This window comes from Rubrivivax rivuli, assembly GCF_004016505.1.
Lineage (GTDB): Bacteria > Pseudomonadota > Gammaproteobacteria > Burkholderiales > Burkholderiaceae_C > Rubrivivax > Rubrivivax rivuli.
Genome location: NZ_SACR01000004.1, coordinates 329784 through 351075, shown reverse-complemented (window position 1 = coordinate 351075; position 21292 = coordinate 329784). Strand labels below are relative to the sequence as shown.

Sequence of the window (21292 nt, the reverse complement as noted above, 5' to 3'; positions counted from 1 at the left end):
CAGGCCAGGCTCAGCGGATGAGGCTGCCGAAGTAGGGCCACAGCTGCCAGGTGAGCAGGCCGAAGATGCCCAGCAGCATCACCAGCGCGTACTGGTAGAGGTGGCCGGTCTGCAGCTGGCGCACCAGCCCCGCGATGCGACCCACCAAGCCGGCCGAGCCGTTGACCAAGGTGCCGTCGATGACAGCCTGGTCGCCGCCCTTCCACAGGCCCGTGCCGATGAGGCGCGAGCCCTTGGCCAGCACGTTTTCGTTGAACCAGTCGAGGTAGTACTTGTTCTCCAGCACGCGCACGATGGGGCTCAGGGCCTTGCCGATGGCCGCGGGGATGGCCGGCTGCTTCAGGTAGAACCACCAGGCGGTGGCCACGCCGCCCAGGGCCAGCCAGAACGGCAGGGTCTGCACGCCATGCAGGGCCATCGCGGAAGCGCCATGGAAGTCTTTCGCCAGCGCGGCCATGGCCGGGTGCTTGGTGGCATCGACAAGGATGGCGTCCTTCAGGAACTCACCGAAGAGCATGGGCTGGATGGCCATGAAGCCGATCAGCACCGAGGGGATGGCCAGCAGGATCAGCGGCGCCGTCACCACCCAGGGCGATTCGTGCGGCGTGTGGTCGTGGTGGTCGTCGTGGCCGTGGCTGTGGTCGTCTTCGGGCGGGAAGGGCTTGTGGTGGAAGCGCTCTTCACCGTGGAAGACCAGGAAGTACATGCGGAACGAATAGAAGGCCGTGACGAACACGCCGATGTAGATGGCCACCATCGCGAAAGTGGCACCAGGCAAGCTGCTGTGGTGCGAAGCGATGAGGATGCTGTCCTTGCTGTAGAAGCCCGAGAACAGCGGCGTGCCGATGAGCGCCAGCGAGCCCAGCAGCGCGGTGAGCCAGGTCACCGGCATGTGCTTGCGCAGGCCGCCCATGTTGCGGATGTCCTGGTCGTGGTGCATGCCGATGATCACGCTGCCGGCAGCCAGGAAAAGCAGCGCCTTGAAGAAGGCGTGCGTCATCAGGTGGAACACGGCCACGCTGTAGACGGACAGGCCCAAGGCCACCGTCATGTAGCCCAGCTGGCTCAGCGTGGAGTAGGCCACCACGCGCTTGATGTCGTTCTGGATGATGCCCAGGAAGCCCATGAACAGCGCCGTGATGGCGCCGATGACGAGCACGAAGTTCAGCGCCGTGTCGCTCAGCTCGAACAGCGGCGACATGCGCGCCACCATGAAGATGCCGGCCGTCACCATCGTGGCGGCGTGGATCAGCGCCGAGATCGGCGTCGGGCCTTCCATAGAATCGGGCAGCCACACGTGCAGCGGGAACTGCGCGCTCTTGCCCATCGCGCCGATGAACAGGCAGATGCAGATCACGGTGATCAGCATCCAGTCGCCGCCAACGGTGGGGTACGGGAAGGTGATCTTCGCGAGTTCAGGCGCCTTGGCGAAAACCTCGGTGTAGTTCAGCGAGCCGGTGTAGGCCAGCACCAGGCCGATGCCCAGGATGAAGCCGAAGTCGCCCACGCGGTTGACCAGGAAGGCCTTCATGTTGGCGAACACCGCGGTCGGCTTCTTGAACCAGAAGCCGATCAGCAGGTAGCTCACCAGACCCACCGCTTCCCAGCCGAAGAACAGCTGCAGGAAGTTGTTGGCCATCACCAGCATCAGCATGCTGAAGGTGAAGAGGCTGATGTAGGCGAAGAAGCGCTGGTAGCCCGGGTCGCCTTCCATGTAGCCGATGGTGTAGACGTGCACCATCAGGCTGACGAAGGTCACCACCACCATCATCATGGCAGTCAGGCCGTCGACCATGAAGCCGACTTCCATCACCGTCTTGCCGACCACGCTCCACTGGTAGAGCGTCTCGTTGAAGCGCGCACCGCCGGCCACCTGCGAAAGCACCACGCAAGAGCCGATGAAGGCGATGAGCACGCCCAGGATGGTGAAGAAATGGGCGCCGCGCTGGCCCACCCACTTGCCGGCCAAGCCGGCGATCATGGCGCCGGCCAGGGGGGCCAGCGCAACGGTCAGCAGCAGATTCTGAGAGATGGCCATGTCAGCCCTTGAGCTCGTCGAGCTCTTGAACGTTGATCGACGCGCGGTTGCGGAACAGCACCACCAGGATGGCCAGGCCGATGGCCGATTCGGCCGCCGCCACCGTGAGGATGAAGAACACGAACACCTGGCCGGCCATGCGGTCGGCCTCCAGCGGCAGGTAGTGCGAGAAGGCGATGAAGTTCAGGTTCACGGCCAGCAGCATCAGCTCGATGGCCATCAACAGCACGATGAGGTTGCGCCGGTTCAGGAAGATGCCGATGACCGACAGCGCGAAGAGGATGCCGCCGAGGGACAGGTAGTGCCCCAGCGTGATCGGGCCCAGGCCGCTCATGCTGCACCGCCTTCCTGCTTGGGTGCCGAGGGCTGCTCGACCGTGGCGTCCATCTTCACCAGCCGCACGCGGTCGGCCTTCTTCACGCGCACCTGTTCACCGGGGTTCATGTGGCGGCTGTCCTTGCGCTCGCGCAGCGTGAGTGCGATGGCCGCGATGATGGCCACCAGCAGCAGCACCGCCGCCAGCTGCAGCGGGTAGAGGTAGTGCGTGTAGATCTCGATGCCGAGCAGCTTGGTGTTGCCCATCTCCAGCGCCTTGGCGGTGGGGGCCGGCGCTTCGAGCTGGAAGCCGCGCATCAGCACCAGGGCCATCTGCAGCGCGATCAGCGCGCCCACCAGGCCTGCGATGGGCAGGTGGGTCCAGAAACCCTCACGGAACTTGTCGCTGTTGATGTCGAGCATCATCACGACAAAGAGGAAGAGCACCATGACCGCGCCCACGTACACGAGCACCAGCGTGATGGCCAGGAATTCGGCGCGCAGCAGCATCCAGATGCAGCTGGCGCTGAAGAAGCTGAGCACGAGGAACAGCGCCGCGTGCACGGTGCTGCGCGCGGTGATGACCCGGAAGGCTGCAAACAGCAGCACGGCCGAGAACAGGTAGAAGAGACCGGTGATGGTGTTCATGTCAATGGTGCTGTGCGGCACGGCGATCAAGCTTCCCGCCATGGAACCGGCTTCGCCGGGCCATCGGCGGACGGCCCCCTCGGGGGGGAGCGAGCGCCAGCGAGCTCGGGGGCCTCATCTGTATTTGGCGTCGGCGGCGCGGTTGGCAGCGATGTCTTTCTCGAAGCGGTCGCCCACCGCCAGCAGCATGTCCTTCGTGAAGTAGAGGTCGCCGCGCTTTTCGCCGTGGTACTCGAAGTGGTGCGTCTCGACGATGCTGTCCACCGGGCAGCTCTCTTCGCAGAAGCCGCAGAAGATGCACTTCGTGAGGTCGATGTCGTAGCGCGTGGTGCGGCGGCTGCCGTCCTGGCGCACGTCGCTCTCGATGGTGATGGCCATGGCCGGGCACACGGCCTCGCACAGCTTGCAGGCGATGCAGCGCTCTTCGCCGTTTTCATAACGGCGCAGCGCGTGCAGACCGCGGAAACGCGGCGATTGCGGCGTCTTCTCTTCCGGGAACTGCACCGTGATGGTCTTGCTCAGGAAGTGCCTGCCCGTGATGGCCATGCCCTTGAAGAGCTCGGTCAGGAAGAGGCTGGAGACGACGTCCTTGATGGCAGCGATGGTCGACATGGTCTTGCCTTCACTTCCAGATGTTGAAGGGCGACTGGATCCACAGGCCGACGACGACCAGCCAGATCAGCGTGAGGGGAATGAACACCTTCCAGCCCAGACGCATGATCTGGTCGTAGCGGAAGCGCGGGAAGGTGGCGCGGACCCACAGGAACATCGTGACGACCACGAAGACCTTGATGGCCAGCCAGATCCAGCCCGGGATGAAGTCGAGGAAGGCCACTGGCGGCAGCCAGCCCCCCAGGAAGAGCAGCACGGTCAGCGTGCTGACCAGGATCATGTTGGCGTACTCGGCCAGGAAGAACATGGCGAAGCTCATGCCCGAGTACTCGATCATGTGGCCGGCCACGATCTCGGATTCACCCTCCACCACGTCGAAGGGGTGGCGGTTGGTTTCGGCCAGGCCCGAGATGAAGAAGATCACGAAGATGGGCAGCAGCGGCAGCCAGTTCCAGCTGAGGAAACCCAGGCCCATGTCGGCCATCATGCCGCGGCCCTGCACAGCCACGATCTCGCTGAGGTTCATGCTCGCCGAGACCATCAGCACGACCACGAGGCAGAAGCCCATGGCGATTTCGTAGCTGACCATCTGCGCGCTGGCCCGCAGCGCACCGAGGAAGGCGTACTTCGAGTTGCTGGCCCAGCCGGCGATGATGACGCCGTAGACCTCCAGGCTGGTGATGGCCATCAGGAAGAGCAGGCCGGCGTTGATGTTGGCCAATGCGATTTCAGGGCCGAAGGGGATGACAGCCCAGGCGGCCAGCGCCGGCATGATGGTCATCACCGGAGCCAGGAAGAACAGGCCCTTGTTCGCGGCGGTGGGGCGGATGATCTCCTTGAAGATCAGCTTCACCGCGTCGGCGATGGGCGTCAGCAGGCCGTAGGGGCCCACGCGGTTGGGGCCGGGGCGGATCTGGCTCCAGCCGATGGCCTTGCGCTCCCAGAGCGTGAGGTAGGCGACGCAGCCGAGCAGCGGCAGCACCACCGCGACGATCTTGATCAGGCTCCACAGCACCAGCCACAGGCCGGTGCCGAAGGTGGCATTGCCGAATTGATGCAGGCCTTCGAACATGGTGCTCAGGCCCTTTCCACGGTGATGGCGCCGAACATCGCGCCGAGGGACGAGGTGGCCTGGTGGCCCGCCGCCACACGCACCGCGTTGGCAGCCAAGGTGGCGTCTTCACGCGCAGCCAGCACGGCGCTGGCTTCGCCTTGTGTCACGCGCACCTTGGCGCCGGGTGCGAGGCCCAGCTGTTGCCACAGCGCGCTGGGCAGGCCCACGAGCGGCGCCTTCGCATCGGCGGTGAACTGCAGCGAGACGGCGCGGCGCACGGTGGCATCGCTGGCGTAGATGGGCACATCGGCCACGCGTTGCAGGCCGCCATCGGCAGCCGGCAGCGCTGCGCTGAGTGCGCCGACATCGGCCTGGTTGTTCAAACGCTGCGCCAGCGTGGCGGTGTCGCCCAGGGCAGCGGCGCGCACGTCTTCGGCGGTCTCGAAATCGAAGCCCGGCAGGCCCAGCAGGTTGCCCAGCACCCGCAGCACCTTCCAGCCCGGGCGGGCATCGCCTGCGGGTTTGACGACGCCGTGGAAGCTCTGCGCGCGGCCTTCGGCATTGACAAAGCAGCCGGCGGTTTCGGTGAAGGGCGCGATGGGCAACAGCACATCGGCCACGTCGGCCATGGTGTCCTTGAAGGCCGTGAGGCCCACCACCAGGCCCGAGCCACCCAGCGCCTGGCGCGCGGCGGCGGCGTTGGCGGCGTCGAGCACGGGCTCGGTGTTCAGCAGCAGCAGCGCCTTCATGGGCTGGCTCAGCATCTGGCCGGCGTTCAGGCCGCCGGGGCCAGGCAGCGCGCCGACGATCTGCGCGCCGACGGCATTGCCGCCCTCGCCCAGGTAGCCGACGGTGGCACCAGTGTGCTCGGCAATCCAGCCGGCCAGCGCCAGCAGTTGCGAGGCTTGCGGGTGCTGCGCCGCGGCGTTGCCCAGCAGCACGGCCTTGCGCTCACCGGCCAGCAGCGCGTTCGCCACCGCCTGCGCGTGCGCGCCCGGCGTGGCGGCCACGGGGGCCGCAGCGCCCTTCGCTTGCGCGACGGCGGCGGCCACCTCGGCCAGCTGCTGGGCCCAGGCTGGCGGCGCGGCGGTCAGCGTGCCGGCCACGGGCATGGCCCAGTCGTCGTGCACGGCGTTCAGGCTGTAGACCTGCCCGCCGCGGCGCACGGCCTGGCGGATGCGCTGTGCGAACAGCGGGTGGTCCTTGCGCAGGAAGCTGCCGATGACGAACACACGCTCCAGCGTCGACAGCGACGCGACGCTCGTGCCCAGCCAGCGTGCCTGGCCCGCGGGCGCGGCGCTGAAGTCGGCATGACGCAGGCGGTGGTCGACGTTCTCGCTGCCCAGGCCGCGCACGATCTTCGCCAGCAGGTGCAGTTCTTCCACCGTGCTGCTCACGTGGCCCAGTGCGCCGATGCCTGCGGCACCGAACTCGGCCTTCACGCGCTTCAGCCCGTCGGCCACGTAGCCTAGGGCGGTGTTCCAGTCCACCGCCTGCCACTGGCCGCCCTGCTTGATCATGGGCTGCTTCAGGCGCGAATCACCGTTCAGCGCCTCGTAGCTGAAACGGTCGCGGTCGGCGATCCAGCACTCGTTGACGGCCTCGTTCTCCAGCGGCACGACACGCATCACCTGGTTGGCCTTCACCTGCACGATGAGGTTGGCGCCGGTGCTGTCGTGCGGGCTCACGCTCTTGCGGCGCGAGAGCTCCCAGGTGCGTGCGCTGTAGCGGAAAGGCTTGCTGGTCAACGCGCCGACCGGGCAGATGTCGATCATGTTGCCCGAAAGCTCGCTGTCCACCGTCTTGCCGGCCACGGTGGTGATCTCGCTGTGCTCGCCGCGGTGCACCATGCCCAGTTCCATGATGCCGGACACCTCTTGCCCGAAGCGCACGCAGCGTGTGCAGTGGATGCACCGGCTCATCTCTTCCATGCTGATGAGCGGGCCCACGTCCTTGTGGAAGACGACGCGCTTTTCTTCCTCGTAGCGGCTGCTGCTCTTGCCGTAGCCCACGGCCAGGTCTTGCAGCTGGCACTCGCCGCCCTGGTCGCAGATGGGGCAGTCCAGCGGGTGGTTGATGAGCAGGAACTCCATCACCGACTGCTGCGCCTTCAGCGCTTTCTCGCTCTTCGTGCGCACCACCATGCCGTTGGTCACCGGCGTGGCGCAGGCGGGCATGGGCTTGGGCATCTTCTCGATGTCCACCAGGCACATGCGGCAGTTGGCCGCGATGCTCAACTTCTTGTGGTAACAGAAGTGCGGGATGTAGGTGCCCGCAGCGTCGGCCGCATGCATGACCATGCTGCCGTCGGGAACGGTGACGGTCTTGCCGTCGAGTTGGATGTCGGCCATGGCGGGCGCTGCTCTTTTGCTGCTCAGGCAGGAACCGAGACCATGCAGGTCTTGTGTTCGATGTGGTGCGCGAACTCGTCGCGGAAGTGCTTCAGCATGCCTTCCACCGGCATGGCGGCGGCATCACCCAGCGCGCAGATGGTGCGGCCCTTGATGTTGAAGGCCACGCTGTCCAGCAGCGCCAGGTCGTCGGGGCGGCCCTGGCCGTGTTCGATGCGGTGGATCACGCGCCACAGCCAGCCCGTGCCTTCACGGCAGGGCGTGCACTGGCCGCAGCTTTCGTGCTGGTAGAAATAGCTCAGGCGCAGCAGGCTCTTGACCATGCAGCGGTGCTCGTTCATCACGATGACGGCGCCCGAGCCCAGCATCGAGCCGGCCTTGGCGATGGCGTCGTAGTCCATCGTGAGGTCCATCATCGTGGCGCCGGGCAGCACGGGCGCCGAGCTGCCGCCGGGGATCACGGCCTTGAGCTTGCCGCCCTTCACACCACCGGCCAGTTCCAGCAGCTTGCTGAAGGGCGTGCCCAGGGGGATCTCAAAGTTGCCGGGCTGGTTGACGTCGCCCACCACGCTGAAGATCTTGGTGCCGCCGTTGTTGGGCTTGCCGCACTCCAGGTACTTCTGGCCGCCGTTGTTGATGATCCACGGCACCGCAGCAAAGGTCTCGGTGTTGTTGATCGTGGTCGGCTTGCCGTAGAGGCCGAAGCTGGCCGGGAACGGCGGCTTGAAGCGGGGCTGGCCTTTCTTGCCTTCGAGAGACTCCAGCAGCGCGGTCTCTTCGCCGCAGATGTAGGCGCCGAAGCCGTGGAAGGCATGCAGCTGGAAGCTGAAATTGCTGCCCAGGATGTTGTCGCCCAGGAAGCCGGCGGCCCTCGCCTCTTCCAGCGCCTGCTCGAAGCGTTCGTAGACCTCGAAGATCTCGCCGTGGATGTAGTTGTAGCCCGTCTTGATGCCCATCGCGTAGGCGGCGATGGCCATGCCTTCGATGACGATGTGCGGGTTGTAGGCGAGGATGTCGCGGTCCTTGCAGGTGCCGGGCTCGCCTTCGTCGCTGTTGCACACCAGGTACTTCGGACCCGGGAACATGCGCGGCATGAAACTCCACTTCAGCCCGGTGGGGAAGCCTGCGCCGCCGCGGCCGCGCAGCGCGCTGAGCTTCACTTCGGCGATGACCTGGTCTTGCGTCATGCCCTCGCCGCCATCCAGCCCGAGGATCTTGCGCAGCGCGCTGTAACCACCGCGGGCCACGTAGTCCTGCAGGTGCCAGTTGCTGCCGTTGAGGCCGGCGTAGATCTGCGCGCCGATGTGGCGGTCGTGGAAGCAGGTTTCCGTGCCCTGCGCCTGGAACTTCGACAGGTCGAGCGTCATTTCGCCACCTCGGCATTCGCCTTCAACAGGGCCAGCAGTTCGTCGAGCTTGTCGTTCGACATGAAGCTGAGCATCTGGCGGTCGTTCACCAGCATCACCGGCGCGTCGGCGCAGGCGCCCAGGCACTCGCTGGGCTGCACGGTGAACACGCCATCGGCCGTGGTGCCGTAGGGCTCGACGCCCAGCTTCTTGCAGACGTGGGCCAGGGCCTGGTCGCCATCGCGCAAAGCGCAAGGCAGGTTGGTGCAGACGTTGAGCTTGAACTGGCCCACCGGCTGCGTGTTGTACATGTTGTAGAAGGTGCTGACCTCGTGCACCGCGATCGCGGGCATGCCCAGGTAAGCGGCGATGCCAGCTTCAGCCTCGACCGAGACATGACCCTGCTCGTGCTGCACAACGGCCAGGCAGGCCATCACCGCACTTTGTTTCTGGTCGGCCGGGTACTTGGCCACTTCCTTCGCGAAGCGCGCGAGGGTCGATTCAGGGAACTGCATCGGGGTGTGCTCTTCAGGCGTTCAGCGGTCGATCTCGCCGAACACGATGTCCATGGTGCCGATGATCGCCACGGCGTCGGCGATCATGTGGCCGCGCGCCATCTCATCCAGCGCGGCCAGGTGCGGGAAGCCGGGGGCGCGGATCTTCAGGCGGTAGGGCTTGTTCGCACCGTCGCTCACCAGGTAGATGCCGAACTCGCCCTTGGGGTGTTCCACCGCGGCGTAGGCCTCGCCCTCGGGCACGTGCATGCCTTCGGTGAAGAGCTTGAAGTGGTGGATCAGCTCTTCCATGTTGGACTTCATGTCCACGCGCGCGGGCGGCGCCACCTTGTGGTTGTCGGTGATCACCGGGCCGGGGTTGGCCTTCAGCCACTTCACGCACTGCTGCACGATGCGGTTGCTCTGGCGCATCTCTTCCACGCGCACGAGGTAGCGGTCGTAGGTGTCGCCATTCACACCCACGGGCACGTCGAAGTCCATGCGGTCGTAGACGTCGTAGGGCTGCTTCTTGCGCAGGTCCCAGGCGATGCCGCTGCCGCGCAGCATGGCGCCCGTGAAGCCCAGGCTCAGCGCGCGCTCGGGGCTGACCACGCCCACGCCCACCGTGCGCTGCTTCCAGATGCGGTTGTCGGTGAGCAGGGTCTCGTAGTCGTCGACGTTCTTCGGGAAACGCGCGCAGAAGTCTTCGATGAAGTCGAGCAGGCTGCCCTGGCGGTTCTCGTTGAGGGCCTTGATGGCCTTCTCGTTCTTGATGCGCGAGACCTTGTACTGCGGCATCTGCTCGGGCAGGTCGCGGTACACGCCGCCCGGGCGGAAGTAGGCGGCGTGCATGCGCGCGCCGCTCACGGCCTCGTACATGTCGAAGATGTCTTCGCGCTCGCGGAAGCAGTAGATGAGGATGTTCATCGCACCGCAGTCCAGCCCGTGGCAGCCCAGCCACAGCAGGTGGTTCAGCAGGCGCGTGAGCTCGCTGAACATCACGCGGATGTACTGGGCTCGTTCGGGCACCTCGATGCCCATCAGCTTCTCGATGGCCAGGCAGTAGGCGTGCTCGTTGCACATCATCGAGACGTAATCCAGCCGGTCCATGTAGGGCAGGCTCTGGATGTAGGTCTTCTGCTCGGCCAGCTTCTCGGTGGCGCGGTGAAGCAGGCCGATGTGCGGGTCGGCACGTTGGATGACTTCGCCATCCAGCTCCAGCACAAGGCGCAGCACGCCGTGCGCGGCCGGGTGCTGCGGGCCGAAGTTCAGGGTGTAGTTCTTGATCTCTGCCATGGTGCGTTCAGGGCCGGTCAGTGCGTCAAGCCACCGTAGTTGTCTTCACGCACCACGCGCGGCACGACCTCGCGGGGCTCCACCGTCACCGGCTGGTAGATGACGCGCTTCTTCTCGGCGTCGTAGCGCATCTCGACGTTGCCCGTGACGGGGAAGTCCTTGCGCATCGGGTGGCCGATGAAGCCGTAGTCGGTGAGGATGCGGCGCAGGTCGAGGTGGCCCTCGAAAATGATGCCGTAGAGGTCGAAGGCCTCACGCTCGAACCAGTTGGCCGAGCTCCAGATTTCGTTGACCGAAGGCAGTGCCGGCAGGTCGTCATCGGGCGCGAAGGCGCGCACGCGCACGCGCCAGTTGTGCGTGACCGACAGCAGGTGCGACACCACGGCATAACGCGGGCCGTCCCAGGGCTGGTTCTTGTAGTCGCTGTAGTCGACGCCACACAGGTCGATGAGCTGCTCAAACTTCAGCGTGGGGTCGCCGCGCAGGCGCAGCATGGTGGCCGCGTAGGCAGCCGCGGGCACGGTGAGGGTGATCTCGCCCAAGGCGCGCACGGTGGACTTCAGCGTGTCGCCGAAGGCCGCCTGCAGTGCTGCCTCAAGGGTGTCGAGCTTCTGGGTCATGGACAACGGCCCCGGTTAGCGCGTGTAGGCGTGTAGGCGTGTAAGGGCACGGTCAACGTGCGATGGTGTTTTCGCAGCGGATCTTGGCCTGCAGCTGCAGGATGCCGTAGAGCAGCGCTTCGGCCGTGGGCGGGCAGCCCGGCACGTAGACGTCCACCGGCACGATGCGGTCGCAGCCCCGCACCACGCTGTAGCTGTAGTGGTAGTAGCCACCACCGTTGGCGCACGAGCCCATGCTCAGCACCCAGCGCGGCTCGGCCATCTGGTCGTACACCTTGCGCAGCGCTGGCGCCATCTTGTTGCACAGCGTGCCGGCCACGATCATCAGGTCGCTCTGCCGCGGGCTGGGGCGGAAGAGCATGCCGAACCGGTCGATGTCGTAGCGGGCGGCACCCGCATGCATCATTTCCACGGCACAGCAGGCCAGGCCGAAGGTCATCGGCCAGAGCGAGCCGGTTTTCGACCAGTTGATCAGCGTGTCGACCGAGGTGGTGACGAAGCCTTCCTTCAGAACGCCTTCGATACCCATGTGTTTACTGCTCCAGCAGGCGGCCCAGGACGGTCGCGTTCATTCCCAATCCAGCGCGCCCTTTTTCCACTCGTAGACAAAGCCCACGACCAGGATGGCGAGAAAGATCATCATGGCCCAGAAGCCTGACGCCCCGATGTCACGCAAAGCCACCGCCCAAGGGAAGAGGAAGGCGATCTCGAGATCGAACAGGATGAAGAGGATGGCCACCAGGTAGTAGCGCACGTCGAACTTCATGCGGGCGTCTTCGAAGGCCTCGAAGCCGCACTCGTAGGGGCTGTTCTTCTCGACGTCGGGCCGGTTGGGGCCGAAGATGAAACCGAGCACCTGCGGGGCCACCCCGACCGCCACACCCACCAGGATGAACAGGATGACGGGCAGGTAGGGTTGCAGTTCCATACGGCGACAGCGGTGCTACAGGTCAGCGGCCGTGAGGCCACAAAAAAGCGCGCCTCGAAAGCCGCTGCAGTGCAACGGCGCCGGGCGCGCCTGAGTTCAGATGTTCGATCCCATTCAAGCGCAGTGCACTGCCTTGGAACCGTTGGGGCGGCTCGCCGGCACCGGGCCGAGAACCACCACTTCGCTGATGTTGGTGCCGACGGCGAGACTCGAACTCGCACAGCTTTCGCCACTACCCCCTCAAGATAGCGTGTCTACCAATTTCACCACGTCGGCACGACGTCAAATCCAATTCGCAGTGGGCCCGGAACGCTGGAGGTCATTGCGTTCCGAACAGCCTCAGATTCTAGCCCCAAAACCGGGGGTTTCCGAGGAGAAACCTACTTGGATGCTGCGGCAGCCGGCACAGACGCGGGCGCTTGTGCTGGGGTCGGAATCGCCGCAGGCGCAGCCGCCGGAATGGCACCGGTGGCCGGTGCGCTGGCGGCGCCGGCAGGGCGGTCGAGCACGCTGCTGCCGCCGCCGGCCGGGCCCACGCCGCGCTGGCTGTTGGCGTTGCTCATGAAAGCCAGCGCCAGCGTGCAGACGAAGAACACGGTGGCCAGGGCCGCCGTGGAGCGAGAGAGGAAGTTGGCGCTGCCGGTGGCTCCGAAGAGGCTGCCCGAGGCGCCGCCGCCGAACGAGGCGCCCATGTCGGCGCCCTTGCCGTGCTGGATCAGCACCAGGCCGATCATGGCCAGGGCCGACAGCAGTTGCACGGCCAGGACCAGCGTCATCCAGATTTGCATGATGAAAAAACTCCGGGAATCGAATCAAGAGGTGCCGGCGCGCGCAGGGGCGGCACGGCAGATGGCGATGAAGTCGGCGGCCTTCAATGCGGCGCCGCCGATGAGCCCGCCGTCGATGTCGGGCTGGGCGAAGAGCGTGGCCGCGTTGTCGGGCTTGACGCTGCCGCCGTAGAGGATCTTCATGGTGTCGGCGCGCCCCGTGGCCGCCTGCAGCTGCGCCCGCAGCACGGCGTGCACGGCCTGCGCCTGCTCGGGGCTGGCGGTGCGGCCGGTGCCGATGGCCCACACGGGTTCGTAGGCCACCACCATCTCGGCGGCACAGTGCGCCAGCTGGTGGATGACGGCCGAGAGCTGGCGCTTGACCACCACCTCGGTCTGGCCGGCTTCACGCTCGGCCAGCGTCTCGCCCACGCAGACGATGGGCGTCACGCCCCGGGCCAAGGCGGCCTGGGCCTTCTGCGCCACGAGCGCATCGCTTTCGGCGTGGTAGGCACGGCGCTCGCTGTGGCCGACGATGGCGTAGCGGCAGCCGCACTCGTGAAGCATGCCGGCGGAGATTTCACCGGTGTAGGCGCCCTGCTCGTGGGCCGAGACGTCTTGCGCGCCCCAGCGGATGTCGCTGCCGGCCAGCGTGGCCGCGGTTTCGGTCAGGAACACGGCCGGCACGCACACCGCCACATCGGCCGTGTAGGGCCGCGCGGCCAGCAGGCCGGCCAGCAGTTCGGCGTTGGCCGGACGGCTGCCGTGCATCTTCCAGTTGCCCACCACGAGCGTGCGTCGCATGCGGCTGCTCCTTCAGGTCCAGGTGAGAACGATCTTGCCGACGTGCGTGCTCGATTCCATCAGCGCGTGCGCCTCGGCCGCCTTCGCGGCCGGGAACACCTGGTGGATCACGGGCTTCACGCGGCCGCTTTCGATCAGGGGCCACACGCGGGCCTTCAGGGCCGACGCGAGCTCGGTCTTGTAGGCCACCGAACGCGGGCGCAGCGTCGAACCCACGAGGCTCAAGCGCTTGCGCAGCACGAGGCCGGCGTCGATGGCGCTGGCCGTGCCGCCCTGCACCGCGATCAGCGCCAGGCGGCCGTCATCGGCCATGCATTGCAGTTCGCGGCCGATGTACTCGCCGGCCACCATGTCGAGCACCACATCGGCGCCCTTGCCACCCGTCAGGCGCTTGGTCTCGGCAACGAAGTCCTGCGTGCGGTAGTTGATGGCGTGGTCGGCGCCCAGCGCCACGCAGGCGGCGCACTTCTCATCGCTGCCCGCGGTGACGATGACCTGGCAGCCCCAGGCCTTGGCCAGTTGCAGCGCCGTCACGCCGATGCCGCTGCTGCCGCCTTGCACCAGCAGCGTTTCGCCAGCCTGCAGCCGCGCGATGTGGAAGACGTTCTGCCAGACGGTGAAGAAGGTCTCGGGCAGGCTGGCGGCCTGCACCATCGTCAGGCCCTGAGGCACCGGCAGGCACTGGCCCACGGGTGCCACGCAGAACTCGGCGTAGCCGCCACCGGCCACCAGCGCGCAGACGGCATCGCCCAGCGCCAGGCCGGCCGCAGCCAGGTCTTCGGCGGAGCCACCCGCCACCGTGCCGGCGATTTCCAGGCCCGGCAGGTCACTCACGCCCGGCGGCATGGGGTAGAGGCCCTTGCGCTGCAGCACATCGGGGCGGTTCACGCCCGAGGCCTGCACGGCGATCAGCAATTCACCCGCACGCGGCTCGGGCCTGGGCCGTTCGCACGGCACCAGCACCTCGGGCCCGCCGGGCTGGCGGATCTCGATCGCACGCATGGCGTTCATCCCCGGGCCGCGCTCAGGCTCACTCGGGCTGCTTGGGCGCTTCGTCGGCCACGGGCTGGGCCACCGGAGCGCCCTGCTCGCCACCTTCGGCCGGGGCGGCGTCGCGGCGGGGGCGGTCGTCACGGTCGCTGCGCTCGCGGCGGGGGCGGTCGTCACGGTCACGGCGGGGGCCACGGTCGCCGCGGTCGCCACGGTCGCCGCGCGGCTCGTAGCGCGGCTCTTCCATGCCTTCGGGGCGCTCGATCAGCGCCTTCATGCTCAGCTTGATGCGGCCCTTCTCGTCGGTCTCCAGCACCTTCACCTGCACGACCTGGCCTTCCTTGAGGAAGTCTTCGACCTTCTCGACGCGCTGGTGCGCGATCTGGCTGATGTGCAGCAGGCCGTCCTTGCCGGGCAGGATGTTCACGAGGGCGCCGAAGTCCAGGATCTTGGTGACCGGGCCTTCGTAGACCTTGCCGATCTCGGCCTCGGCCGTGATCTCGGTGATGCGCTTCTTCGCGAACTCGGCCTTGTCGGCGTCGGTGCTGGCGATGGTGATGGTGCCGTCTTCGCCGATGTCGATGGTGCAGCCGGTTTCCTCGGTCAGCGCGCGGATGGTGGCGCCGCCCTTGCCGATGACGTCACGGATCTTCTCCGGGTTGATCTTCATCGTGTACAGGCGCGGGGCGAACTGGCTCACCTCGGTCTTGGCACCGCCGACGGCTTCCACCATCTTGGCCAGGATGTGCAGGCGCGCTTCCTTGGCCTGTGCCAGGGCGACCTGCATGATCTCCTTGGTGATGCCCTGGATCTTGATGTCCATCTGCAGGGCGGTGATGCCCGCGGTGGTGCCGGCCACCTTGAAGTCCATGTCGCCGAGGTGATCTTCGTCACCCAGGATGTCGGTCAGAACCGCGAAGCGGTTGCCTTCCTTGATCAGGCCCATGGCGATGCCGGCCACGTGCGCCTTCAGCGGCACGCCGGCGTCCAGCAGCGACAGGCAGCCGCCGCAGACCGAAGCCATCGACGAGGAGCCGTTGCTCTCGGTGATCTCGCTCACCACGCGCAGCGTGTAGGGGAAGTCTTCCTTGCTCGGCAGCACGGCGACGAGCGCGCGCTTGGCCAGGCGGCCGTGGCCGATCTCGCGGCGCTTCGGGCTGCCCACACGACCCGTTTCGCCGGTGGCGAAGGGGGGCATGTTGTAGTGCAGCATGAAGCGGTCTTCGAAATCGCCGGCCAGCGCGTCGATGCGCTGCGCGTCGCGCTCGGTCCCCAGCGTGGCGGCCACCAGGGCCTGCGTCTCGCCGCGGGTGAACAGCGCCGAGCCGTGGGTGCGCGGCAGCACGCCCGAGCGGATCTCGATGGCGCGCACGGTGCGCGTGTCGCGGCCGTCGATGCGCGGCTCGCCGGCCAGGATCTGGCCGCGCACGATGCGGGCTTCGATCTCGAACAGCAGGCCTTCGACCTCGACCTTGTCGAACTCGACGCCTTCGGCCTTCAGGGCCGCCAGCACGTTGGCCGTGACTTCACGGCAAGCCTGGGTGCGGGCCTGCTTGCTGCGGATCTGGTAGGCGGCGCGCAACGGGCCTTCGGCCAGCTCGGTGACCTTGGCGATGAAGGGCTCGTTCTTGGCCGGCGCTTCCCACTTCCACTCGGGCTTGCCGGCTTCACGCACCAGCTCGTTGATGGCGTTGATGGCCACCAGGCCCTGCTGGTGGCCGAAGACCACGGCGCCCAGCATGATTTCTTCAGACAGCTGGTCGGCTTCTGATTCCACCATCAGCACGGCGGCTTCGGTACCGGCCACGACCAGTTCCATCTTGCTGTCGGCCAGTTGCGTCTGGCCCGGGTTCAGCACGTACTCGCCGTTCACATAGCCCACGCGGGCGGCGCCGATGGGGCCATTGAACGGGATGCCGCTAATCGCCAGCGCGGCGCTGGTGCCGATCATGGCGGCGATGTCGGCCTGCACCTCGGGGTTCAGGCTCAGCACGTGCACGACGACCTGCACTTCGTTGAAGAAGCCTTCGGGGAAGAGCGGGCGGATCGGGCGGTCGATCAGGCGGCTGGTCAGCGTTTCCAGTTCGCTCGGGCGGCCTTCGCGCTTGAAGAAGCTGCCGGGGATCTTGCCGGCGGCGTAGGTCTTCTCGATGTAGTCGACGGTCAGCGGGAAGAAGTCCTGGCCCGGCTTGGCTTCGGTCTTGGCCACCACGGTGGCGAGCACCACGGTGTCGTCCATGCTGACCATGACGGCGCCGCTGCTCTGGCGCGCGATCTCGCCGGTTTCCAGCGTGACGGTGTGCTGACCCCAGGTGAAGGTCTTGGTGACTTTGTTGAACAGGCTCATGCGTTGTTTCCTTGCGTGAAGGTGGGCAGCGTCATGCCATTCCAGTGAAACCCATCAAGGGGGTGCCGTTGGAATGACACAGCAAATGCGGCCCGGTGTTGGCTCAGGTTCGAGCGGATGGAACACGGGGCCGAACCGGTCGGCCCCGTGCGGGGAGAACTTACTTGCGCAGGCCGAGCTTGGCGATCAGCGCGGTGTAGCGGTCGGCGTCGCGGTCCTTCAGGTAGGCCAGCAGACGCTTGCGCGCGTTGACCATCTTCAGCAGGCCGCGGCGGCCGTGGTGGTCTTTGGCGTGCAGCTTGAAGTGCGGCGTCAGTTCGTTGATGCGCGCGGTCAGCAGGGCGACCTGCACTTCGGGGCTGCCGGTGTCGGCGGCGCCGCGGGCGTTGGCCTTGACGATGTCGGCCTTCAGGGCGGTGGCGAGGGTCATGCGATTTCCTTGGTTTTTGCTTGGAAACCGCACGGTGGCACCCATGGCAAGAGGCGCCTGCGGTTTCCGGGTTGGACTTGCGGACACCAGTGAAACCGACCGGTGCCGTGCTTTCCGCTTTGCCGGCACGCCGGCGCTGAGGAACCGCTGAGTATAGCGCGGCGGCGGCGCGTCACCCGCACCAGCCTAGATCGCGTCCAGCGGCCAGCGGGGCCGCACGTCGAAGGCGCCCTCGGTCTGCCCTTCGGCCAGGCCGTGCTGCAGGCGCAGCGCGGCGGCCAGGGCGATCATGGCGCCGTTGTCGGTGCACAGCGCCAGCGGCGGGTAGTGCACCCGGGCGCGCAGCCGGGCCGCCCCGGCATTGAGCTGCTCCCGCAGGCGCCGGTTGGCACCCACGCCGCCAGCCACGACCAGCCGCCGCGCGCCAGTCGTCTTCAAAGCCTTGAGCGCCTTGGCCACCAGCACGTCCACAATGGCCGCCTGCGTGCTGGCGGCCAGGTCGGCCAGCGGCTGCGGCCCAGGGGCGGGGCCCAGCTTGCGGTGCTGCGTCATCACAGCCGTCTTCAGGCCGGCAAAGCTGAAATCGAGATCGCCGCTGTGCAGCAGCGGCCGCGGTAGCGCAAAGGCTGCCGGGTTGCCGCCTTCGGCCAGCCGAGAAAGCGCCGGCCCGCCGGGGTAGCCCAGTCCCATCAGCTTGGCGCTCTTGTCGAAGGCTTCACCAGCGGCGTCGTCGATGGTTTCGCCCAGCAGCGTGTAGCGGCCTACGCCCTCCACCTGCATCAGCTGCGTGTGGCCACCCGAGACCAGCAGCGCGATGAAGGGAAACTCGGGCGCCCCGCCCTCTTCCGCCGTGGCGAGAAAGGGTGACAGCAGGTGGCCTTCGAGGTGGTGGATGCCCAAGGCCGGTTTGCCCAGCGCCGCGGCCAGCGCCACCGCCACCCCCGCGCCGACCAGTAGCGCACCGGCCAGGCCCGGCCCGCGGGTGTAGGCGATCAGGTCCACCTCAGCCAGGCCGAAGCCGGCCTGCGCCATCACCTGGCGCGCCAAAGGCAGCACGCGACGGATGTGGTCGCGGGAGGCCAGTTCCGGCACCACGCCCCCATAGGCCGCGTGCATGTCGACCTGGCTGTACAGCGCCTCGGCCAGCAGGCGCGGTACGCCGCCCGGGCGGGTTTCGACCAGGGCCACGCCCGTTTCGTCGCAGGAAGACTCGAAACCCAGGACTTTCATGGCGGGGGCGGGCAGCAACTCGGCGAACGGCAGAAACGCTGGCACAGGGCTTGCGTAAGCCTGCTCGGCACTTTCGAGTGTCTGTCTATCTCCTCAGCAGGGGCATGAGCCCTGGTCCAACCTCCTCGGCGCAAGCCGAGGGGGTTCTTTTTTTGGTGCAGCAGCCCCAGGCGCCGTACGTCCTTGGTGCGCCACCGCGCCGCAAGCGGGCGCTCAGTGGTTTTCGCGGGCGTGGTTGATCGTGTACTTCGGGATCTCGATCGTCACGTCCTGGTTCGACAGGATGGCCTGACAGCTCAGGCGCGAGGTGGGCGCCAGGCCCCAGGCGCGGTCGAGCAGGTCTTCTTCGCTTTCGTCCATCTCGCCCAGCGAATTGAAGCCTTCCTTCACCACCACGTGGCAGGTGGTGCAGGCGCTGCTCATGTCGCAGGCGTGTTCGATGGCGATGCCGTTTTCGAGCAAGGCTTCGCACAGCGAGGTGCCGGCTGGCGCCTGGATGCTGCCACCTTCGGGGCAAAGCGTGGCGTGGGGCAGGATGCGGATGACGGGCATGGCGGCGGCTGGATCGGGTCAGATGTCGTCGAGGCTGCGCCCGGCCAGGGCCTGGCGGATGCCTTGGTTCATGCGGGCGGCGGCGAAGGCTTCGGTGCCCTCGGCCAGGGCTTCCACGGCGGCTTCGATGGTGTCGGCGTTGTCGCCTTGGGCGGCCTGCGCGGTGGCGGCGATCAAGGCCTCCACGGCCTGGCGTTCGGCCCCGTTCAGCAGCGCGCCATCGGCCGCCAGTGCGGCGCGGGTGGCCAGCACCATGCGTTCGGCCTCCACACGCGCCTCGCGCAGCTTGCGTGCGGCCATGTCGCCCTCGGCGTGGGCGAAGCCGTCTTTCAGCATCTGCGCGATCTGGTCGTCGGCCAGGCCGTAACTCGGCTTGACGGTGACGGCGGCTTCCACGCCACTGGTGAGTTCGCGGGCGCTGACGCTCAGCAGGCCATCGGCATCGACCTGGAAGGTCACGCGGATGCGCGCCGCGCCGGCCACCAGGGGCGGGATGCCGCGCAGTTCGAAGCGCGCCAGGCTGCGGCACTCGCTGACCAGATCGCGTTCGCCCTGCAGCACGTGGATGGCCATCGCGGTCTGGCCGTCCTTGAAGGTGGTGAATTCCTGCGCCTTGGCCACAGGGATGGTGGTGTTGCGCTCGATCACGCGCTCGACCAGGCCGCCCATGGTCTCCAGGCCCAGGCTCAGCGCGATGACGTCGAGCAACAGAAGCTCGCCATCTTGCGCATTGCCAGCCAGCGCATTGGCCTGGATGGCGGCGCCGATGGCCACCACCTCGTCGGGGTTCACGTTGGTCAACACTTCGCGGCCGAACAGCTCGCTCACGGCATGGCGCACGGCCGGCATGCGCGTGCTGCCACCCACCATCACCACGCCCTGCACCTCGTCGCGCGCCACCTGCGCGTCGCGCAGCACCTTGCGCACGGCGGCCAGCGTGCGGTCGATCAGCGGGCGCGCCAGCGCTTCCAGTTGCGCGCGGCTCACGGCCACTTCGGCGGTGCCGCCGGCCAGCTCAGCGCGCCAGGGCGTGCTGTCGGTGCTGCTCAGCGCTTCCTTGGCGGCCCGGGCGGCCACCAGCGCAGCGCGCTTGTCGTGCGGGCTGTCGGCGCGTACGCCGGCCTGGGCCAGGGCCCAGTCGGCCAAGGCGTGGTCGATGTCGTCACCGCCCAGCGCCGCATCGCCGCCCGTGGCCACCACCTCGAAGACGCCGCGCGTCAGGCGCAGCAGGCTGATGTCGAAGGTGCCGCCGCCCAGGTCGTAGACGGCGTAGAGGCCCTCGCTGGCGTTGTCCAGCCCGTAGGCCACGGCCGCGGCCGTGGGCTCGCTGATCAGGCGCAGCACGTTCAGGCCGGCGAGTTGCGCGGCGTCTTTCGTGGCCTGGCGCTGCGCGTCGTCGAAGTAGGCCGGCACCGTGATGACGGCGCCGAAGATCTCGTCGGTGTCGAAGGTGTCTTCAGCACGTTGGCGCAGCGCGGCCAGGATCTCGGCGCTGACTTCCACCGGCGACTTGTCGCCCTCGCGCGTGCTGATGGCCAGCATGCCGGCGCCATCGACGAAGCGGTAGGGCAGCTTCTCGGTGCCGGCCACGTCGGCCAGCTTGCGGCCCATGAAACGCTTGACGGAGACCAGCGTGTTCTCCGGGTCTTCGGCCTGCGCAGCCAGCGCCTCGGCGCCGATCTGCCGCCGGCCGCCAGGCAGGTAGCGCACGGCCGAGGGCAGCAGCAGCCGGCCCTGGGCATCGGGCAGGCAATCAGCCACGCCGTGGCGCACGGCCGCCACCAGCGAGTGCGTGGTGCCGAGGTCGATGCCCACGGCGATGCGGCGCTGGTGCGGGTCCGGCGCCTGGCCGGGTTCGGAGATCTGTAGCAGGGCCATCGGTGTTCTTCTTTTCAGGCTTCTCTTCGGGCGGCGCGCGAGGCGCTCAGCGGGTCGGGTCCAGGGTGTCGAGGCGGCGGGCGATGTCCTGGCGGAAGCGCGCCACGAACATCAGCGCGCGCACCTGCGCCGCGGAGGCCGGGGTGTCGTTCTTCTCGTCCAGCAGCACGGCCAGGGCCTCGAGGTCACGCTTCTGCTGCGCGGCCACCTCGGCGTCCAGGCGCTCGACGGCGGGCGCGTCGGCAGCGTCGTCCAGCGCCTCGCGCCAGGCCATCTGCTGCATCAGGAAGGCGCCGGGCATCGCGGTGTTGCGCTCGGCGTCGATGGCCACGCCGCGCAGCTCGCACAGGTAGGCGGCGCGGCTCAGCGGGTCCTTCAGGCAGGCGTAGGCCTCGTTGACACGCACCGCCCACTGCATGGCCAGGCGCTGCGCAGCCGCGCCCTCGTGCGCGAAGCGATCGGGGTGCACCTGGGCCTGCAGCTCGCGGCGGCGCGCGTCGAGATCGGCACGGTCCAGGGCCTGCCGCGGCGGCAGGCCGAAGAGCGTGAAGTGATCGTCGCTGAGGTGCATGGCTCGCATGAAACGGCAAGG

Annotated in this window: 21 protein-coding genes and 1 tRNA gene; all 22 read right to left on the bottom strand. The window is 67.4% G+C overall.

What is annotated here, in order from left to right:
* Positions 1-10: 10 nt before the first annotated feature.
* Positions 11-2038 carry an NADH-quinone oxidoreductase subunit L gene (nuoL, locus tag EOE66_RS13955; protein ID WP_128229345.1) on the bottom strand — a complete coding sequence of 676 codons (2028 nt, stop codon included), beginning with the start codon at positions 2036-2038 and terminating at the stop codon, positions 11-13.
* A 1-nt stretch (position 2039) separates the two neighbouring features.
* Positions 2040-2372, bottom strand: coding sequence for an NADH-quinone oxidoreductase subunit NuoK (gene nuoK, locus EOE66_RS13950; RefSeq protein ID WP_054137980.1), 333 nt, complete (start codon positions 2370-2372; stop codon positions 2040-2042).
* Positions 2369-3001, bottom strand: a complete 633-nt coding sequence (locus tag EOE66_RS13945; protein WP_128229344.1) for an NADH-quinone oxidoreductase subunit J — start codon at positions 2999-3001, stop codon at positions 2369-2371. Before EOE66_RS13945 ends, nuoK begins: the two co-directional genes overlap by 4 nt.
* Before the next feature lie 114 nt (positions 3002-3115).
* Positions 3116-3613 carry an NADH-quinone oxidoreductase subunit NuoI gene (gene nuoI / locus EOE66_RS13940; protein WP_128229343.1) on the bottom strand — a complete coding sequence of 166 codons (498 nt, stop codon included), beginning with the start codon at positions 3611-3613 and terminating at the stop codon, positions 3116-3118.
* A 10-nt stretch (positions 3614-3623) separates the two neighbouring features.
* Positions 3624-4685, bottom strand: coding sequence for an NADH-quinone oxidoreductase subunit NuoH (nuoH, locus tag EOE66_RS13935; protein ID WP_128229342.1), 1062 nt, complete (start codon positions 4683-4685; stop codon positions 3624-3626).
* Between the two features lie 5 nt (positions 4686-4690).
* On the bottom strand, positions 4691-7018 hold the full coding sequence (gene nuoG, locus EOE66_RS13930) for an NADH-quinone oxidoreductase subunit NuoG (RefSeq protein WP_128229341.1): 2328 nt from the start codon (positions 7016-7018) through the stop codon (positions 4691-4693).
* A gap of 23 nt (positions 7019-7041) precedes the next feature.
* The gene (gene nuoF, locus EOE66_RS13925; RefSeq protein WP_128229340.1) at positions 7042-8385 is read right to left on the bottom strand and encodes an NADH-quinone oxidoreductase subunit NuoF; all 1344 of its coding nucleotides are present in this window, start codon (positions 8383-8385) and stop codon (positions 7042-7044) included.
* Positions 8382-8879 carry an NADH-quinone oxidoreductase subunit NuoE family protein gene (locus EOE66_RS13920; protein ID WP_128229339.1) on the bottom strand — a complete coding sequence of 166 codons (498 nt, stop codon included), beginning with the start codon at positions 8877-8879 and terminating at the stop codon, positions 8382-8384. The genes nuoF and EOE66_RS13920 overlap by 4 nt, the downstream gene beginning before the upstream one ends.
* A gap of 21 nt (positions 8880-8900) precedes the next feature.
* A complete protein-coding gene (locus EOE66_RS13915) occupies positions 8901-10154 on the bottom strand; it encodes an NADH-quinone oxidoreductase subunit D (protein ID WP_128229338.1) in 1254 nt (417 codons plus the stop codon).
* A 17-nt stretch (positions 10155-10171) separates the two neighbouring features.
* Entirely contained in the window at positions 10172-10774 is a 603-nt protein-coding gene (locus EOE66_RS13910; protein WP_128229337.1) for an NADH-quinone oxidoreductase subunit C, read from the bottom strand.
* A 52-nt stretch (positions 10775-10826) separates the two neighbouring features.
* Positions 10827-11303, bottom strand: coding sequence for a NuoB/complex I 20 kDa subunit family protein (locus tag EOE66_RS13905; protein ID WP_128229336.1), 477 nt, complete (start codon positions 11301-11303; stop codon positions 10827-10829).
* A gap of 39 nt (positions 11304-11342) precedes the next feature.
* Entirely contained in the window at positions 11343-11702 is a 360-nt protein-coding gene (locus tag EOE66_RS13900) for an NADH-quinone oxidoreductase subunit A (protein ID WP_054137989.1), read from the bottom strand.
* A 191-nt stretch (positions 11703-11893) separates the two neighbouring features.
* A tRNA-Leu gene (locus EOE66_RS13895) sits at positions 11894-11978 on the bottom strand.
* Between the two features lie 104 nt (positions 11979-12082).
* On the bottom strand, positions 12083-12490 hold the full coding sequence (secG, locus tag EOE66_RS13890) for a preprotein translocase subunit SecG (protein WP_128229335.1): 408 nt from the start codon (positions 12488-12490) through the stop codon (positions 12083-12085).
* A gap of 24 nt (positions 12491-12514) precedes the next feature.
* The gene (gene tpiA / locus EOE66_RS13885) at positions 12515-13273 is read right to left on the bottom strand and encodes a triose-phosphate isomerase (RefSeq protein ID WP_128229334.1); all 759 of its coding nucleotides are present in this window, start codon (positions 13271-13273) and stop codon (positions 12515-12517) included.
* A gap of 12 nt (positions 13274-13285) precedes the next feature.
* Entirely contained in the window at positions 13286-14275 is a 990-nt protein-coding gene (locus tag EOE66_RS13880; protein WP_128229333.1) for an NAD(P)H-quinone oxidoreductase, read from the bottom strand.
* A 28-nt stretch (positions 14276-14303) separates the two neighbouring features.
* A complete protein-coding gene (pnp, locus tag EOE66_RS13875) occupies positions 14304-16610 on the bottom strand; it encodes a polyribonucleotide nucleotidyltransferase (protein ID WP_128229332.1) in 2307 nt (768 codons plus the stop codon).
* A 160-nt stretch (positions 16611-16770) separates the two neighbouring features.
* Positions 16771-17040, bottom strand: a complete 270-nt coding sequence (gene rpsO, locus EOE66_RS13870; protein ID WP_054137994.1) for a 30S ribosomal protein S15 — start codon at positions 17038-17040, stop codon at positions 16771-16773.
* A gap of 186 nt (positions 17041-17226) precedes the next feature.
* Positions 17227-18270, bottom strand: a complete 1044-nt coding sequence (gene tsaD / locus EOE66_RS13865; RefSeq protein ID WP_128229331.1) for a tRNA (adenosine(37)-N6)-threonylcarbamoyltransferase complex transferase subunit TsaD — start codon at positions 18268-18270, stop codon at positions 17227-17229.
* A gap of 213 nt (positions 18271-18483) precedes the next feature.
* Complete coding sequence (gene fdx, locus EOE66_RS13860) at positions 18484-18822, bottom strand: ISC system 2Fe-2S type ferredoxin (RefSeq protein WP_128229330.1); 339 nt, start codon at positions 18820-18822, stop codon at positions 18484-18486.
* Positions 18823-18840: 18 nt separating this feature from the next.
* Positions 18841-20700 (bottom strand): Fe-S protein assembly chaperone HscA, encoded by a 1860-nt coding sequence (gene hscA / locus EOE66_RS13855; protein WP_128229329.1) that lies wholly within the window; start codon positions 20698-20700, stop codon positions 18841-18843.
* A 46-nt stretch (positions 20701-20746) separates the two neighbouring features.
* Complete coding sequence (hscB, locus tag EOE66_RS13850; protein WP_128229328.1) at positions 20747-21271, bottom strand: Fe-S protein assembly co-chaperone HscB; 525 nt, start codon at positions 21269-21271, stop codon at positions 20747-20749.
* Positions 21272-21292: the final 21 nt, after the last annotated feature.